Source organism: Enterorhabdus sp. P55 (genome assembly GCF_009911695.1).
In the GTDB taxonomy this organism is placed as follows: Bacteria; Actinomycetota; Coriobacteriia; order Coriobacteriales; family Eggerthellaceae; genus Enterorhabdus.
The window spans coordinates 1-16,650 of record NZ_QWKK01000049.1 but is presented as its reverse complement, the minus strand read 5'-3'; the positions used below and the strand labels follow the sequence as shown (position 1 = coordinate 16,650).

Sequence of the window (16,650 nt, the reverse complement as noted above, 5' to 3'; positions counted from 1 at the left end):
GCGGCTCACGCCCCCGGCGCGCCCGGCGCGCCCCGCGGCCGCTCCGCATCCCGCGCCGCGCACGCAGCGCGCGCCTTCCCTTCGCTCGTTCGTCCTCATCATGCCTCCCTCATCTCCACGCGGTCGAACGACATCTCGATGTCCGGCAGCACGGCGGGCACGGCCACCGGCAGCGTGTCAGCCACCAGGCGCTCGCCCTCCAGGCTGTGGGCGTCGTCGACGCGGTACAGCTCGGCGCGCACCTTCGTGGGCACGGCCGTCTCCTTCAGGTCGTCGGGGGTCAGGTAGTACAGCCAGCGGCCCTCGGCCGTCTCGCCCAGGTCGCCCTGCTCGGGCACGTCGGCGAAGATCACCTGCGTGCCGGGGATGAGCCGGCCGTCCTGGTCGTAGAGCTTGAGGGCGTTGTAAGCCGGGTTGCCCTTGTAGGAGCCGGTGATGACCAGCGAGCCGGCCGGCACCACCTCGCCGCCCTCGATGCGCAGGTCGCTGCGCAGGCGGCCGACGCCGTTCGCCAGCAGCTCCACGTCATCGCCCGTCGGGCCGAGCACGTCGAGCTCGGCCACGGAGGCCTCGCGCTGCCCCACGGCCACGAGCCGCAGGTAGGCGGCGTCATAGGTGTAGAGCCAGCCGTCGCCCTCGCGGTTGAACCACACGGTGGCGCGGCCATCAGCGTCCAGCTCGAAGGAGCCTTCCTTGACGACGGTCCAGCGCACGCCGTCGGCGCTCACCTCCACGCGGTAGTCCTTGACGGCATGCTCCGCGCCGGCACGGTACTTGAGCGCGCACACCGCCAGCTCCTCGCCAAAGCTCACCGTCACCGAGGCCTCCTCGGCGCTGCCCTCGGGCAGGGCGCCGTCGAACACCGTGGCCGCATCGCCGTCGATGGCGCGCATCGCGGCAGCCGGCTCCGGCATGCCGCAGCTCGTCCCGTCGGGATCGGGCTCGGTGGCATCGTCGGCCGCGTAGAGCGTGGACGTGGCCGTCCAGCCCGTCTTGTCGAGCGAGCCGTCGTGCGACACCTTCACCGGATCGAGGGTCACCGAGCGCGTGCGCTTGAGGTGCTTGTCCACCCCGCACACCTCGTAGGTGAAGACGCGGTTGTTCACCGTGGCGATGGTGTCCACGTAGCGATCCTGGTCGGCCGTGACGAAGGCCACCGGCACGCCGTTGCGCTTGATCTCGTAGCCCAGCAGGCCGTCCCCGCCGCCTGAAGACGACAGGCTGATGACCACGGAGGGCGAGTTCTCCTCACGCGCGAGCGACGCGGAGACGGTGGTGCTCGCCGCCGTGGAGCGGCCGCCCTCCAGCTGGTAGGCGCGGGCGCTGTCGCAGAGGTACTGGATGGGGCGCTCCTCCGCCGGGAACTGCTCGGCATAGGCGCGCGTGCCCGCGTTAGGCTCGAGGCCCCATGCCTCGAAGTAGGCGAGCAGGTTGCGCTCGGCAGCGGCGCAGGACAGGCGCATGAGCGCGTTGTCCTTGTCGGCGCCGGCCAGGGTGAGCGCCACGCCGTCCTCCTTCGCCTGGGGCGCGATGGCCTGGTTGCGGGCATAGGCGTCCACGCGGGCGAAGAAGAGGTTGTTGAACTGCTCGGTATAGGTGTCGTAGGTCTTGAAGTTGTAGCCCTTGTCGTAGGCGAGGTGCAGCTGCCAGTACACGGCGATGCCCGTGGCGCCGCCCGGCATCCCCTTGATGCCGGAGGTCACGCGCTCGTAGACGGTCGGGTACGTGAAGCGGGTGGAGTCGTCGGTGTCCTGCGCCTTCTCCAGCTGCGCGTAGTAGTTGTTCGTCACCTCGGCGATGGCGTAGGCGCCCTGGTTGATCTCGTGGCCCACCTCATGCGAGACGCCCCAGCCGTAGTAGTAGCCGGACTGGTAGCGGCCCCTCTCGTCGAAGGAGACGCCCGGGGTGGAGCAGAACTCGACGGTGGAGCCCCATTCCACGCCGATATGCAGGCCGCCGGCGTACATGAACGCACCGGCGAACATGCGCATGTAGCGGATGTTCTGGCGCGCCGTGGGCAGGCCGTTGCGCGTGCCGTAGACCTCCTGTTCCTCGGCGGTCAGGTTCCCCAGGCCCTTGTGCTGGTAGAACAGGTGCATCATCTCGTCGGCCTCGGCCAGCGCGTGATTCACCTTGGCGGCGCGCTCAGCCACCGTGCCCGAGCCCAAGCCGGCCAGCACCTGGCTGGCGGGGATGGAGAACATGATGGTGTCGCACACGACGTCCGTGGCGTTGGCCACGCAGTTCTGCGGATCGTAGGCATGGTCATGCCCGGCGTCGGCATGGGTCTGCTCCAGGCCGGCGACGGACGCGTCGAGCGAGCGGACGTAGGCCTCGCAGCGCGCCAGGCGCTCGGCCTCGTCGGTGACGCCGTGCAGGTCGAGCACGGGAATATCGACGCCGCCCACCACGCGCACCGCGTAGGAGCGGCTCGCGCCGGTACCCGCGTACTCCACGTACAGCGCGCCGCCCTTCTCCACATCGAGCGAGGTGAGCTTGGGGATGACCACGGTGTTCATGCCCGTCTTGAGCGTGCCCACCGCCGTCGTGCTCCACGAGCTGGACTCGGCGTGGTACTGGGTGGCCATGAGGCGCAGCGGGGTGGACGAGCCGGCCGCGGCGCCAGCGCCGCCCACGTAGACCGCCACCTCCTCGCCGGCCTTCGCCGACACGCCGAGGGGCTGCCACGCGTTGAGCCCGCCCACGTTGGCATTGACCGAGCTGCGCACCTGCGGGTCAATCGCCACGGGCGCGCGCAGGCCCTGGGCGTTGAGCACGGCCATGGCGTTGTCCAGCTCGGCCACGAGCAGCTCGTAGCGCGGATGCAGCTCGCCGCACGCCGGGTCGGGCGTGTTCAGGCGCGCGCGGATGTCCTCGATGGCCTCGGGCGTCACGCCGTCGGCAAGCACCGTGTGCAGGTCGTCCGCCCAGAGCGCCGCCACCTCCTCAGCGAAGGTGTCATGCTGGTAGAACGCCAGCTCAGAAATGGTAACCGGCGCCCAGTAGGCGCGGCAGTAGGTGAGGGAGATGGTCTTCACCTTCGCCGTGGGGAAGCTCACCATGACGGAGTTGGGCGTATTGGCGATGGCCGACCACGACAGGCCGGAGCCCGAGTGGTACGTGGCGCGGTTGCCGGCGCCGTCGTCCACCGTCACGCGGATCTCGTGCATCGAGCAGTAGCCGTTGCCCAGGTAGGTGGTGAGCGCGAAGCTGCTCATCTCGTAGACGTCGTCGAAGGTGACCGTCACCTCGCCCCAGCCGTCGTTGTGGCGGGCGGAGTAGAAGTAGGTGTCGTAGTCGCCGTCTACCAGGTGACGCGGCTCGAAGTCCGGCACCTTGCCGGGATCGTGCGGCGCCGCGGTCACGTCGATGATGTGCGAGTCGAGCGAGGCGCTCTGAACCGTGCGGTTGATGAGGTTGTACCAGGGCACCTTGGCCGTGCGGTCGATGGTCTCGCCGCTGTACTGGTTGGACGGGGCGGACGTGCCGCAGTCGTTGCTGGCCGTCAGATACACAAGGTAGCGGGTGCGGTGGCGCAGGTCGCCCACGGTGCAGCTGGTGTCGGCCAGGCCCTCGACGGCGTGGAACTCAGCCTCGTCCTCGGCCTTGTAGTAGAGGGTGTAGCGCGCGGCGTCCTCCGCGGCACGCCAGCGCACCACGATCTCGCCGTAGCCGCCCTCGACTGTCACGCCGTCGGGCGCGGCGGGAGCCTTCGTGGCATGCGGCGTCACGGTAATGGCGTCGCCCCAGGGGCTGTGCCAGTCGCCGTTGACGGAGCGCACGCGCACCTGGTAGTCGGTCTCGTTCGCCAGCTTCTCGCCGCGAAGCGTGCTCACCTCGGCGGTGGGCAGCACCGCAGCACGGACGTCCGTGACGCCGCCCTGCGACACCTCCACCTCGTAGCCGGTCACGTTCACCTGCGGATCCCACGCCAGCGTGAAGCGCTTGTCGGCCGCATCGGCAGCCAAGTTGGCGGGAACGTTGAGGTCGGGAGGCGCGATGCGATCCTCCATGCCGTTGAGGAACTCGACGGTGGCTATCTCGGCCAGCGTGCCGCCGTCGGCCACTGCCGTGACGCGGATGGTGATGCGCTTGACGGCCACGCGCGCGCCGAAGTCGATGACCACCAGGCCGTTCTCGGCCTCCACCGACCCGGTGGCGGGCAGGCCACTCGAGCGCAGGGCGTGAATGCCCTCGTCGGAGAAGGGAATCTCCTCGACAGAGCCGTCCGCGAGCTCGACGACCACCAGGCCCGCGCGGGGCGCGCCGCTGGCGTCGACGGGAGCCTGCAGGGTGAGGCCCGCCAGCGCAGCCCCCCGGGGCTCGACGGAGAACTCCACCGGTGCGTCAACGGACACGGGCTGGCCGTCAGCCGGAGCAAGCGCCACCACGGCGCCGTCGGGCGCGAAGAGGCTGTCGAAGGGCACGTCGCCCGCGACCACGGTGCCCGCGCCGAGGGCCGGGCTCATCTGGGAGCCGTCCTTGGTCAGGTGCGCGGCCGCCTGGGCGCCCGCGCCCTCGCGGGCATGACCCAGGGTGGCGGCAAACGCCTGGACGTCGGCCAGCGTAGCCGCGCCGTCGCCCGTCAGGTCGAAGCGCGCCTCGGCTCCGGCGCCGGCGCGAGGCGCCTCGTCGGCCACGGCGCGGGCCAAAAGCGACGCGTCGCCCGAACCCACCTCGCCGTTGCCGTTGAAGTCGCCATAGGGCGCCAGGCCCACGCCCGCCTCGTCGGCGTCAAGCCCGCTCATCAGGCTGTCTGCCAGGCGCAGGGCAGCGCGGTCGCCATCGGCCAGGGTCACCTCCTGCGTGAAGGTGCCGTAGCCCTCACCGCGCACGACGAGCGTGTACGTGCCGGCCGGCACGGCGTCCAGGCACGCGTAGAGCGCGCAGGCCGCGGTGACGCGATCGGCGGACGCGCCATCGCCGTCAGCGCCAGCCGCCCGGGCCGATTCCTCGGCGAGGGCAGCCACGACGGCAGCCTCGGAGGCCTTCGGCCCGAAGGCGACCGGCCCCGCCACGACGGCGCCGTCCTCAGTATTCAGTTGTGCAGTCAGGTTGGCCGCCAGTGCGGCCCGCGGAACGAACGACGTGAGCTCCACGTCGACGACGGCACCCTGGAGCGAGCCCGCTCCCTCGGCGTCATCGGCACCCTCGTCGGTCGGCGCGGCATCAGGCGTCGCGTCGGCGGCGGGGGTCAGTTGGTCTTCTCGGCTTCCAGCGGCAAGATCATCGTTGTTCGTTTCTAGCTGCGTTTCGGTCTGCTGCGTCTCCTGCGTGCTCCCTGGATCCGCGGGCTCGGCAACGGCCACGGCCGGCATGCCGAACAGCGAGAATCCCAGGCAGAGCGCGGTGACGCATGCTGTCACCCGTCTCACTTCCCAACCTCTCTCTCATTGTACAAGGTGCGTGTCCGCGCTAGGCGGCCGCCGTCTTGCGCGCTCCCCCAGAGGCGCAAGCAGCCAGCCCGTCAGCCCGGCATGGGAGGCATTATAGCAGCCGCCTGAGCGAAAGGGTCATATTTCGCAACGAACGCAGGCAGAGCCGGAAGCGCGCCCGGCGCGCGAGCGCCTGCTTCTTGGCGCGAGGCGAGCACCCGCCCCGCGAGCGCCCGCCCGACCCGCAGGCGCCTGCTCCTGGGGAGATCCGCCGGGAAAAGCGGGGCGCCCGACCGCATGCCGGCCCCCCTCTCGCACGACAGCCGCCGACGCGCGTCCTCCGCGCAGCCCCCGCACGGCAGCCGCCGGCGCGCGTCCTCCGCGCGGCCCCTCAGCCGCCCGCTCCCCGAGCACGTGCCGGAGCCCCCGCTGGCGTCTACGAGGATCCCGCTGGAGGGGGATAGAGGGGGGTCGCGCGCATTCTTTTCGCGTTTTTGGACACTTGCGCCGAAATTCCGAGGCGCTGGGCGCTCCAGAGCGGTCGGGCCGAGCGTTTTCCCAGGTCACGAGAATTCCCACAGTGACTGCGCGGGTATTTTGCCTCCCCAGGCCCCTGCAGACCTCGGAATTTCGGCGCAAGTGTCCATTTTTCGCCGATTTCCCTGCACGCAGGCCGCCCCTACCACCCGACCCGCCCCCCCGTCGCGTCGCAGCCGGGGCCGTCGCCGCGCCGCTGCCCCCAGGGGGCCGTCGCCGCGCCGCTGCCGGGGGGGGGGCAGAGCCCACTTCTTCGCCGGCCCGTGGGCACCTGCCTCTTGGCGTGAGGCCGGCACCCGCCGCGAGCGCCTCCGTCCGACCCGCAGGCACCTACTCCTTGGGAGATCCGCCAGCCGCCTCCGCGGGCGCCTCGCCACGGACGTTGCGCTTGAGCAGGCGGTAGAACAGCGCGAGCGTCACAGGGATGGCGATGGCCAGCACGGCGCCCAGATCGAAGGACGCCACCGCGCCCATCTCGTCGATGATGACGCCGCCGAGCGACGGCCCAAACGCCATGCCGCAGGTAGCCCCAGCGTTCATCCACGTGATGGCCTCGGTCAGACGGTCGCTGGGGACAGCGCGCTCGCAGGTGGCGTTGCACACGATAAGAAACGGCGCGTAGAACAGCGCGCCGAGCGTGGACACCACGAACAGCGACTGCGCCGAGTCGATGAGCGCCATGGAGCCGTACGCGCAGCCGATGAGCACGCCAGCGCCCACCAGCTGAAGGTGCTGCGGCACACGCAGGCAGATCATCCCGAACACGAATCCCATGATCATCGACACGAACGACGCGATGATGAGAATGATGCTCGCGATGTTGGGATCGCCAAGCTCCTCGGCGAGGGCCACGGTGGCGGTATCGAAGATGCCGTAGAACGCGCCGAGGAACAGCATGAGCAGAAACAGCACGCGCACCACCGCCGACGTGCGAAACACGCTCCGGGGACGGGCGGCGCCGGCGCCGCTGGCAGGGGCGGCGCCCCACCCGGGCTCGGGCTCGGTGGAGCGCGAGAGCGAGAGCACCGTCACGCCCACCGCGAAGCTGATGCCCCCAGCCAGGAGACCCGCCGTGGGGAACAGCGCCGTGGCCAGCGCGATGGAGATGGACGGGCTGAACATGAAGCCGATGTCGTCGAGCACGCCCTCGTAGGAGAACATGGTGCGCACGTCGGGCGCGGCGTCGCCCAGGCGCCCCGTGCGGATGAGATAGGTCCAGCGCGCGCGGACGAGCGCCTGGGGGTTGGGCACAAAGCCCATGAGCACCGCGGCCGCGAACAGCGCCCAGTCGGGGCCGCCCGTGCCCACCGTAACCAGCATGAGAGCCCACCCCACCAACGTGATGACCGCGGCCACGGGCACCACGCGGTGCTGCCCGCGCTCGTCGACGAGCTTGGAGACGCGCGGCGAGATGAGGAACGTGGCCAGCGCGATGGCCGACGACACCAGCCCCGCGACGAGGAACGACCGGCCGGCCAGCGTGATCATGGTGATGGTGCCGATGTTCATCATGTACGAGTAGAAGCGCATGAGGAAACCGCCCACGTCAAAGGCGTAGGCCTGGCGAACGCGCAGGATGGCGCGGTATACCCCGGGGTCGAACTTCTTAGCCATAGCGACCGATTATAGGGGTTTGGCGCCGACGCGCCACCCCGCAGGCACACCTTCGCGCCGGGTTCTCAGATTGAGAGCGCCCGAACCAGGGCGCGGCAAGCGCCCGACGGCCTGCGAGCCAACTGCCGCCGGGCCGCTCCCCTACCCTATCGCGATGAACACGAGCACCACGAACAGCGCCATCACGGCAACGAACCCGCCGACGACCGCCCAGGCCGCCGGGCGCCCCAGGTTAAGCGTCCAGCCCACGCCAAAGCGCTCGGGAAGGAACAGGCTCGCGTCGTCGCGGTTTACGTAGAAGATGCCGAGCTTCCAGTGATCGTCGTCGTCCGCGGGCATCACGGCGCCGGACGGGACGCCCGCGTTGGCGCCGGCCGCCTCCATGCGGCGGAACAGTCGCGATCCGGCCTGCCCGTAGACAAGCGCGATGGCCACCGAGCCCAGCAAAACGGGAATCACCGCCACCGCCACGATGGCTCCCGCGCCGCCAAGCGAGAGGACGCCCATGGCCGACAGCATGAACGTAAGCCCCAACGCCGCCGTGACGAGCACGCCCGTCGCCAACAGGTAAATGCTCTGGGCGCGCGCGAACAAGCCGTACGCCAGGGCCGAGGTCACCGGCGCGCCAGGGCTCGTCGGACGCTTGGAGCGCAGGATCGACCAATGGCAGAATAGGAAGCACGCGATCATGAACAACTGCACGAGCACGGGGAAGAACACGCTGCCGATGCTCTTGGGTGCCCAGTCGTTGACGGTGCCGGAGAAGTCGGCGTGCAGGGGGATCTGATCGGGAATAGCCGGCCACGCCACCACACCGATGGTCGCCGTCACCAGGACAACCGGCACGTACAGCAGGTTCCAGGCGAGGGAGATGGCGTGCGGCACGTCGTCCTCGGCCACCACCGCAGCCGCCTGGGGGCGCGGCGCCGCCCATCCCTCGGCGCGCTTGACGGCCATCACGCGTCGGCGAAAGTGCAGCATAAGGCCAAACGACAGCACTGTCGGCACCAGCATCGCGCCGACGAGCACCCCGACGAAGGCCGTCCCCTCGCCAAGCGAGCTTCCGGCGCTGGCGGCGAAGGCGGCCAGGAGCCCGGAGCAGGCAAGCGTGGCCACGCCCACGATGAGCGCATAGCGGCGGCGGAAGCCAGCCAGGCGCGGATCGCGGCGAGCGCCCTCGGGCACGGTGACGGCGAAGCACTCGGTCTTGGGCATGAGCCAAGGGGTGACGGCCAGCAGACCGCCGGTCAGCAGCACGCAGCCGACAAGAATGAGCGCAACGAGTAATTCCATGGCAGCCTCCTAGGGGCGAGCCGCGGCGGGGGCGGCGAGGTCGGTCGGAGCGAGGCCGGAGGGGATGCCAGCAGCAAGCGCGCCCAAGGCGCTTGCGGCTGAGTCGGCAAGGGCGCCAGCGCCCGCTCCGGACGCGACGGCTGCAGCTCCGGGAGCCAGGTCGGCGCCAACCGCAAGGCGCACAGCCACATCGCGGGATGCCCCAGCGACGCCCGGATCGTCGAACACGGCGGCAGCCGACGCCGCAGCCAGGTCGACGAAACCCGCCGCATCTCCGCCGCGGGCGCGCCACTCAAGCGCGAGGCCTCGCAGCGCCTCGGCCGCATGCTTCTCGGCATCGGCCCGGCGCTCAGCCGAGGCGGCCTGCGTCGCATCGGCCACAAAGGCACCGCTGCGGCCGCGCATGAGCAGATAGCCCTCGTCACGCAGCACCGCATAGGCCTTGTTGACCGTATGCAGGTTGATGCCCAAATCCGACGCAAGGGCCCGCACGCCCGGTAGCCGGTCACCTGGCAGCAGCTCGCCGCGCGCGATGGCGCCCACCAGCTGGTTTCGTATCTGCAGGTACAGGGGCTCTTGCGAGCCCTGGTCAATGCGCAGAATCATGGCATGCCCTCCTTCGAGAGAACCTGTTCTATTTGTTATATGGCTATTATAACAAATGCGCCGCACCATGGCATTAGACCGCGGCATGCGAGGCCGTTCCATGCTTTTTCCGGCTTCTCACGCTGATTTCTGCAAATTCGAACGGTTCTGCACTCCGAAAATCGCGCAAACGGGAGCTCGCCGCCCAATCCAGATCCGACGACCAGGGGGTTTACGCCCGGCTACCCGTGACCCAGCCCCCGCCAAGGCCAATGGCGGGTGCAAATCCGCTCCAATTTGCAGAAAGCAGCGCGTTTTTCCAGGGAAGCGCCGCCATCCAGTTCATCTCGCGGCAACGACGCCCGCGCCCGACCCCGCCCATCTGTTCCCCACGCAACCGAACGGCAGCGAAACGCGGTTCCATCCGCCAAGTTGCGGTAGTATGGCAGGCGATCATAGGCGACAACGTCCGCACCCGCGCCGGCAGACGCCCCAGAGCGCCGACCCCGCGCCCCCGTGTCGGCCGACATCGCCCCCACGCCCCCGAAGGGGCACCCCGCCACCGACGCCCTCCGGGGCAGATTCGAGGAACCATGTACGACGGACAACCGCAGCCCGGCCGCAACGACGAGTGCTGGTGCGGCAGCGGACGCAAGTACAAGAAGTGCCACCACGACTTCGACGAGCGCCTCCAGGCCCTTTACGAGGCCGGCGAGGAGGTGCCGCTGCGCAGCCTGCTGAAGACTGCCGCCGACATCGAGGGCGTCCGCCGAAGCGCCGCCGTCAACGTGGGCGCACTCGACTACGTGGCCGAGCGCATCGGCCCCGGCGTCACCACCGCCGACATCGACCGCTGGGTGCACGACTACACCGTCGAGCATGACGCCATTCCCGCACCGCTCGACTACGAGGGATTCCCCAAGAGCGTCTGCACGTCAGTCGACGAGGTAGTCTGCCATGGCATCCCCCGCGAGGACGAGGTGCTCAAGGAGGGCGACATCATCAACGTCGACTGCTCCACCATCCTGGACGGCTACTTCTCCGACTCTTCGCGCATGTTCTGCATCGGCGCGGTGCCACCTGAGAAGGCCGACCTCGTGCGCGTGACCAAAGAGGCGGTGGAGGAGGGCCTCAGGGCCGTCAAGCCCTGGGGGCACCTGGGCGACATCGGCGCGGCCGTGAACGCCTACGCCCAGGCCCACGGCTACAGCGTGGTGCGCGAGTTCGGCGGCCACGGCATCGGACTTGAGTTCCACGAGGACCCGTTCGTGAGCTTCGTGACCGAGGCGGGAACAGGGCCCGTGCTCGCGCCCGGCCTCATGTTCACCATCGAGCCCATGATCAACCTGGGCAAGCCGGACATCGACATGTCCGACCCCAACGGCTGGACCGTCCGCACCGCCGACGGTCTGCCCACCGCCCAGTGGGAGGTTCAGATTGTGGTGACCGAGGACGGCTACGAGCTGCTGAGCTGGTAGTGTCGATCTGGTAGCTTTACGCCTTTGACCTGGGGTTGGCAACCTGTAGGTGCGAAAAAATGATGCCGCAAGTTGGTAGATCGGAGACGCCGGCTACCGTAGAGTGAGGTGCGTCGACAGCCGATTCAACCGCCTGACCTACCGAGAGGACCCATCGTGAGCTTTCGCAACAACCTGCAGCACCTACGCGCCACCCACGCCATGACCCAGGAGCAGCTGGCCATGATGCTCGGCGTCAGCCGCCAATCCGTCACCAAGTGGGAGGCCGAGCGCGCTTACCCCGAAATGGACAAGCTGCTGAAGCTGTGCCAGATCTTCGACTGCACCTTAGACGACCTGGTGACGGGCGACCTGACCGCCACCTCCCCCACCCCGCGGGCCCAGGCCGCCGCTGCCGCCATGCGCGAGAACGCCGGCGGCCCGCCCCTGGACGTGTGCGGCTACGACGAGCACATGCGCGCCTTCGCCACGAAGATCGCCACGGGCGTCTTCACCATCCTCCTGGGCGTGTCGCTGCTCATCTTCGTGGGCACCGCCGCCGAGCGCTTCAATCCGAACCTGGAGGCCCTTACGCTCATTCCGCTATTCGTCGGCATCGGCGTCGGCACCGCCCTCATTCTCACGGCCTCGTTCCAGCATGTGGAGTTTCAGCGCAGCCACCCCTACGTCCAGGACTTCTACACCGCCGACGATCGCCGCGCCACCCAGCGCTCCTTTGTGATCAACCTCGTCGGTGGCATCTTCCTCATCTTCGTCGGCATCGTGGGAGCGAGCCTCACCGATGGGAGCGGGGACTTCGTCGAGGGTATCGCGAGCGGCCTCATGATGGCCCTCATAGCGATAGCGGTGTGGCTCATCGTGCGGACGAGCATGCTGCTTGCGCGCCTGAACGTCACCAACTACAACAACGCCCGCGAGCAGGCCCTGGCCGAGAGCGACTCGTGGAAGCACCTGCGCGAGACCAGCGCCGCCCAGCTGCGCGGCTTGTACACCGACGCGCAGATCTGCGAGATTCTGGGCATACCCGACGCCTCCGACGCGGAGATTGAGCGCGCCCGGGCGCGGCTGGAACGCCGCCACCGCAAGAGCCAGCTCACGAGCGGTCTGTGCGGCATCATCATGATCGCTGCCACGATGGTGGGCGTGGCGCTGCTGCTCGTGCCGCAGTGGCACACGGCCTACTTCTGGATGGCCTGGGTGGTCGGCGGCCTTTTGTGCGGCGTGGCCAGCATCTTCGTGTCCACCTTCGTGAAGGACGATCCGACGGCCTAGGGCCTGGCGGGACGCCCTCCGGGCGGAGCGTCCCGCCAGGCGCTAGCCCTGCGTCCAGAGAACGGGCGTAACCAGGCCCTCCCGCGCGCTGCCGATGACGTCGTGAGGGCCTTGGCGCAGGTAGACCCCGGCGAAGCGCCCCGCGTGCACGTAGAGCCCCAGCAGGTTCCCGAAGGGGCGCGGCGCGGCCGTGAAGTCCTCTGGGCGGCCGTAGAGCGGGACGGCAGGCGTGACCTGGGGCGCGAAGAACTCCTGCACGATCCACGGCGAGCCGCTCTTCTGCGCGAGCGCCTCGTCGATCATGCGCGACCACTCTCCCGTCGTGCACTCGGCGCCAGCCACCACGTTCTTGCTGGCGTACCAGTCGGTGGGCTTGAGCACCCAGCGCTCGGGATGACGGCGCACGGCGTCCAGGTCGAGGGCCGGGTCGTCGAGGAAGGCCGTGAAGGGGATGTGCTCCTCGACGAAGCGCCGCTCCTCCGCCGTGAGCAGCGCCTGGGTGGCCGGACGCCGCAGCACGGCGAACAACTGCTTATCGTGGGCGATCTGCGTGGCGAAGCTGCCGATCATCTCCACCTTCCGCTGGCGCAACGCGTTGACGAGGGGCTGCACGTCATCCCAGTGCTCCAGCAGATCAACCACGATGCAGAAGCGCCAGATGACGTCGATGTCCACATCGCCCATGCCGGCCAACGCGACGTTGCCGCGAAGCCGCTCGCCGTCGAAGCTGAGCTGGCGCGCGTCGAACACCGAGCAGTCAAAGCCGGCCGCCTCGAACAGGGGGATGAACAGGGCGAGCTCGCTCACGTCGGGCTCGGGGCCATCGAGGCACGCGACGATGGCCACCCGCGGGCGTGCCGCGGAGGCTGGCCCGCCGGCGCGTCCGGCGGCGGCCTCAGCAACGGGCGCGTCAGGGGCGGACAAGGCGGCAGTGGGCGCGAGCGGCGTCGCGAGCGGCGCCGCTGCCGCCCGATCGCTCGTAGCGTAGAGGCGCGCAAACGTGCGCACCCAGCCGGCAAACTGCGCTTCCCCATCGTCCTCGAACACGTGACGTGCGGCCATAACCTGGTACGCCGCGCCTTCGCGGATGGCCGCCAGGGCCTCGCGCGCCTCGTTCATCCCGCTCGACGAGTCGGTGTTGAACTCGCAGAAGCGAAAGTCGCCTGTCGCCTCGTCGAGCATGAGGTCGACGCGCGTCAGGGGCAGCGGCTCCCTGTAGCCGCGCGGCAGGAGCACGAGTTCCTCCACACGCGGGTCAAAGCGGAATTCCCGACGGTAGACCGGGTCAACCTGATAGCGCTCAATGATCGTGCGCAGGATGCCGTAGGCGGTGGTCGCCACGTTCTCCAGCCATGCGCGCATATGCGGGCCGTAGATGCGCGGGACGTAGTTGAAGGCGACGGGCTCGCCGTGGTACCACGCCGAACCGTTTGCCATGCGCTCCCAGGCCGCGCGACGGCCGGCCTCATCCCCGCCAAGCTCAGCGATGACGTCGAGGTACTCCCGCGTGAGCGGCGCAGCCTCGTCGACGTACCCCGGCGCGGGGGCCTTCACATCGGCACGTTCCCGCCCATGGCGGAGACCGCTCGTGGCGGATTCGACCGCCTTCCCTACCTGACCAGCTTCCATAACGCGTCCTTCTTAGGCAAACGATGACCTTGTGGGTATACCACAACGGGCAGGAGGCGCCGCGTCGCACGGCGTACCTGGCGCGAAAACCGAGGCCAAGCGTTGCCCGCCCGACATGGCTCGCCCCGCCAGGCGAGCAAGAATCATGTCAAAGCCGGAAAACGCGCGTCTGATGGCACTAATCGGCAGTTTGGTACGGTGCAGTAGGCCCCTTTCAGGCCAGCTGCGCCCTCGGATGCGTCCTGACGCGAGAAAACCCCAGGTCGCGAAAACGCGATCCGCTCGGAAAGCCTCGCGAACCGTACCAAACTGCCGATTAGTGCCATTTTCCGGCGAAAAGGTGGCAGTGGGGCGGACAGACGAGAGCGGGAACCCCGCTGCGACGACGCGAGGGACAGTCGCGCCGCCGCGGCGGTCGGGGATTAGGGAGGACGGGAAGCTGGCGACTGCCCTGCCGTGCCCGGATGGGCGCGACCGTCCTGCTGCTGAGACGCAGCGGGTGCAGCGGGCGTTACCTCCCGAGGAGGTGGCGGATGGCCGCGATGGGGTGCTTCGTGAGCATACGCGGGCCGGCATAGCGCATGACCTGGCGAATCTGCTCGCGCTCCTGGGGGCGGTAGCAATGATAGGGACACTTCTCGCAGGAGGTCTTGGCGTGCATCTGGCGACAGCGCGCAGTGCGCAGGACGGCATAGGCGTCGACGGCCTTACACGCGGGGCACACCGGCTCGCCGCAGCAGGCGCGCTCCGTGCGCGACGCGGCATCGTGGTTGCCGGCGCAGTAAAGCGCCACCATCTGCGAGATGACGCGTTCTTCGCGAGCACGCCGTCGCGCGACGGCCGGCGGATCAGCGGCGGCGCGGCGCGAAGAGGGCGCGGGCGCTACGGCAGACGCAGGTGCGGCAGGCGCCGTCGCGTCGGCGGACGCAGGCGCGGCAGCGACGTTTGAGCTGGCACGCTCAAGCACCGCAGGAGCAGCGAGGGAGTCGGACACGTCGGTGGTCAGGCACTCGCAAGAGCCCTCCCCCACCGCTTCCACCGGGGTGTTCTCAGTAATGTTAGTCATGGCTCACATTATAGGGCACGCGGGAAACGGCCACAGGATTTCCACGGCTTCCTGGGCGCGCTTGGGACATCGCGCAGTCGGAGCCCGATCGAGCCTAAGAACCGGCACGGGTGGTCGAGCAAGGGCGAAGACCCCGGCAACCGCCGACCTGGGCACCTCAAATCCGAGGGCCGACGAGCTTAGGGCGCGGTGGGCGCGTCCGGCGCTTCGGGCGGGTTGATCTCCACCCTCCCCATCGACGCCATCCAGCCGAGCAGCGGCACCTGCTCCGGATTCTCCACCTCCACGCCGCCAAGCATGACGGCTCCTCGATCAACCGAAGCCGTGAACACGCGCACGTCACAGCCGGAGAGCGCGAATCCACTCGCCATTAGCACCAACCCCGCAACCGCCAGGGCGGCTGCCACGCAATGCATCGTCTTGCGCACTTGTCGCATCTTCTCTTCCTTTCACTTCACTGCCCGCAGCCAGCGCCGACGTCTCAGGCCGTCGCGCCGACGGCATCCGAGGGCGCCTGCGACCGCTCGCGTCGGAAGGGCGAGAGCATCTTGCCCATCCACCTCTGCGAAAGCCTCACCAGATAGCGGCTGGACGAGAGCGCCGCGCTGAAGCACACGATGCCGAGCGCCGCCGCGAGCAGCCCCTCCCCCACGTAGGCGAGGGCGAAGGGGACGTTGCCCTCCATCAAGCCGGCGAAGGCGAGGATCAGGGCAAGCGGCAGGGCCATGACCGCGGCGGCCGCAATGGCCCAGAGCATCGCGGCGAGCATCCAGATGCACAGGTACACCCCCAGCGCCACCAGGGCGAAGGTCAGCAGTAGCGCAAGCCATAGAGGCGACCCCACGATGATGAGCGCCCAGAGCAGCACGGTGCTGCGCCGGCGCGTCTTGGCCATCACGCGGGGAACCGGCGGCATCTCGTCGAGGATGGCGTCGGCCACCGCCCCCGGCGAGCCCAGCGCGGCAACGGCCTCCTCCTCGGTCATGCCCTCCTCCATGCGGTCGGCGATGGCCTCGGCGTAGAATGCCTGCGATTCGGCCACACGCGATGCCGGCAGGCACGAGAGCAGCGTGCCCAGTCGATCGAGAAACTCCTGCTTGTTCACGAGAAACCTCCTATCACAGCCATCAAGCCCACACCGGCGCGCCGTCGACCGCGCCCGGCGGTGTCCCGCCAGCTGGCGGGTCAGCCGACGACGGCGCCGCCCCCGAGCACGCGATCGCGGGCACGCCGGCAGGGGCCGGCGCATCCTCGGAGGCCGACTGCGAACTCGCGACCATCGACTCTTCCACATAACGATAGAGGCCGCGCACCTCGTCTTGCTCGGCTAGAAAGGCGCGTAGGCGCTCCTGGCCGGATTCGGTTATGCGATAGTACTTGCGAAGGCGGCCGTTATGCTCCGCCGTCCGCACCGCTATCAGGCCACCGCCCTGCAGACGCTTGAGCAGCGGATACAGCGACGACTCAGTCAGCCCCAAGCTCGCCGGCACGTCCTTGATGATCTGATAGCCGTAGGACTCCCGCCGACGTAGCGTAGCCAGCACGCACGCCTCCAGGAACCCCCGCTTCATCTGAGCGTCCATAATACCTCCTATCGCCATATACTATACGTTACATAGTATTGATTGGCAACCCTTCCTTGTCACAGGAACGAATGTTTCACGTGAAACAGCGCCCGCCCCCCCACGCCCCCTGCACGCAAGCGCCCTCCCGCACAGAGCAGTGAGGAGAAAGCCGGGGGCCGGGGGGCCGGGGGGCCGGGGGGCCGGGGGGCCGGGGGCCCGGGGGTCCGGGGGTCCGG

11 protein-coding genes are annotated in these 16,650 nt (G+C 69.0%); 2 read left to right on the top strand and 9 right to left on the bottom strand.

Annotation, left to right across the window (positions count from 1 at the left end; genetic code table 11):
• Positions 1 to 98: 98 nt before the first annotated feature.
• From D1643_RS12245 to D1643_RS11820, 4 genes are all read right to left on the bottom strand, one after another.
• Positions 99 to 5,375, bottom strand: a complete 5,277-nt coding sequence (locus D1643_RS12245) for a M60 family metallopeptidase (RefSeq protein WP_160709744.1) — start codon at positions 5,373 to 5,375, stop codon at positions 99 to 101.
• A gap of 867 nt (positions 5,376 to 6,242) precedes the next feature.
• On the bottom strand, positions 6,243 to 7,526 hold the full coding sequence (locus D1643_RS06310; protein ID WP_160709742.1) for an MFS transporter: 1,284 nt from the start codon (positions 7,524 to 7,526) through the stop codon (positions 6,243 to 6,245).
• Positions 7,527 to 7,667: 141 nt separating this feature from the next.
• Positions 7,668 to 8,819, bottom strand: coding sequence for a DUF1648 domain-containing protein (locus D1643_RS06305; RefSeq protein WP_160709740.1), 1,152 nt, complete (start codon positions 8,817 to 8,819; stop codon positions 7,668 to 7,670).
• 9 nt (positions 8,820 to 8,828) lie between these two features.
• Positions 8,829 to 9,425 (bottom strand): GntR family transcriptional regulator, encoded by a 597-nt coding sequence (locus tag D1643_RS11820; RefSeq protein ID WP_236643421.1) that lies wholly within the window; start codon positions 9,423 to 9,425, stop codon positions 8,829 to 8,831.
• Between the two features lie 572 nt (positions 9,426 to 9,997).
• Here D1643_RS11820 and D1643_RS06295 point away from each other — a divergent pair.
• Positions 9,998 to 10,882: a methionyl aminopeptidase gene (locus D1643_RS06295; protein WP_160709738.1), complete on the top strand. Its 885-nt coding sequence runs from the start codon at positions 9,998 to 10,000 to the stop codon at positions 10,880 to 10,882.
• A gap of 156 nt (positions 10,883 to 11,038) precedes the next feature.
• A complete protein-coding gene (locus D1643_RS06290) occupies positions 11,039 to 12,154 on the top strand; it encodes a helix-turn-helix transcriptional regulator (protein WP_160709736.1) in 1,116 nt (371 codons plus the stop codon).
• 42 nt (positions 12,155 to 12,196) lie between these two features.
• Here the strand turns inward: D1643_RS06290 and D1643_RS06285 are convergent, their stop codons facing one another.
• From D1643_RS06285 to D1643_RS06265, 5 genes are all read right to left on the bottom strand, one after another.
• A complete protein-coding gene (locus tag D1643_RS06285) occupies positions 12,197 to 13,783 on the bottom strand; it encodes a circularly permuted type 2 ATP-grasp protein (protein ID WP_160709734.1) in 1,587 nt (528 codons plus the stop codon).
• A 511-nt stretch (positions 13,784 to 14,294) separates the two neighbouring features.
• Positions 14,295 to 14,849 carry a nitrous oxide-stimulated promoter family protein gene (locus D1643_RS06280; RefSeq protein WP_160709732.1) on the bottom strand — a complete coding sequence of 185 codons (555 nt, stop codon included), beginning with the start codon at positions 14,847 to 14,849 and terminating at the stop codon, positions 14,295 to 14,297.
• A 179-nt stretch (positions 14,850 to 15,028) separates the two neighbouring features.
• Positions 15,029 to 15,286 carry a hypothetical protein gene (locus D1643_RS06275; RefSeq protein ID WP_160709730.1) on the bottom strand — a complete coding sequence of 86 codons (258 nt, stop codon included), beginning with the start codon at positions 15,284 to 15,286 and terminating at the stop codon, positions 15,029 to 15,031.
• A gap of 44 nt (positions 15,287 to 15,330) precedes the next feature.
• Positions 15,331 to 15,954, bottom strand: a complete 624-nt coding sequence (locus D1643_RS06270) for an HAAS domain-containing protein (RefSeq protein WP_160709728.1) — start codon at positions 15,952 to 15,954, stop codon at positions 15,331 to 15,333.
• Between the two features lie 22 nt (positions 15,955 to 15,976).
• Complete coding sequence (locus D1643_RS06265) at positions 15,977 to 16,432, bottom strand: PadR family transcriptional regulator (RefSeq protein WP_201751002.1); 456 nt, start codon at positions 16,430 to 16,432, stop codon at positions 15,977 to 15,979.
• Between the last annotated feature and the right edge of the window lie 218 nt (positions 16,433 to 16,650).

What these genes read in the sequence shown, in the direction of transcription:
- D1643_RS06310 (WP_160709742.1), bottom strand. Translation starts at nt 7,526, where the DNA reads ATGGCTAAGAAGTTCGACCCCGGGGTATACCGCGCCATCCTGCGCGTT.
- D1643_RS06305 (WP_160709740.1), bottom strand. Translation starts at nt 8,819, where the DNA reads ATGGAATTACTCGTTGCGCTCATTCTTGTCGGCTGCGTGCTGCTGACC.
- D1643_RS06285 (WP_160709734.1), bottom strand. Translation starts at nt 13,783, where the DNA reads ATGGAAGCTGGTCAGGTAGGGAAGGCGGTCGAATCCGCCACGAGCGGT.
- D1643_RS11820 (WP_236643421.1), bottom strand. Translation starts at nt 9,425, where the DNA reads ATGATTCTGCGCATTGACCAGGGCTCGCAAGAGCCCCTGTACCTGCAG.
- D1643_RS06265 (WP_201751002.1), bottom strand. Translation starts at nt 16,432, where the DNA reads ATGGACGCTCAGATGAAGCGGGGGTTCCTGGAGGCGTGCGTGCTGGCT.
- D1643_RS06295 (WP_160709738.1), top strand. Translation starts at nt 9,998, where the DNA reads ATGTACGACGGACAACCGCAGCCCGGCCGCAACGACGAGTGCTGGTGC.
- D1643_RS06280 (WP_160709732.1), bottom strand. Translation starts at nt 14,849, where the DNA reads ATGACTAACATTACTGAGAACACCCCGGTGGAAGCGGTGGGGGAGGGC.
- D1643_RS06275 (WP_160709730.1), bottom strand. Translation starts at nt 15,286, where the DNA reads ATGCGACAAGTGCGCAAGACGATGCATTGCGTGGCAGCCGCCCTGGCG.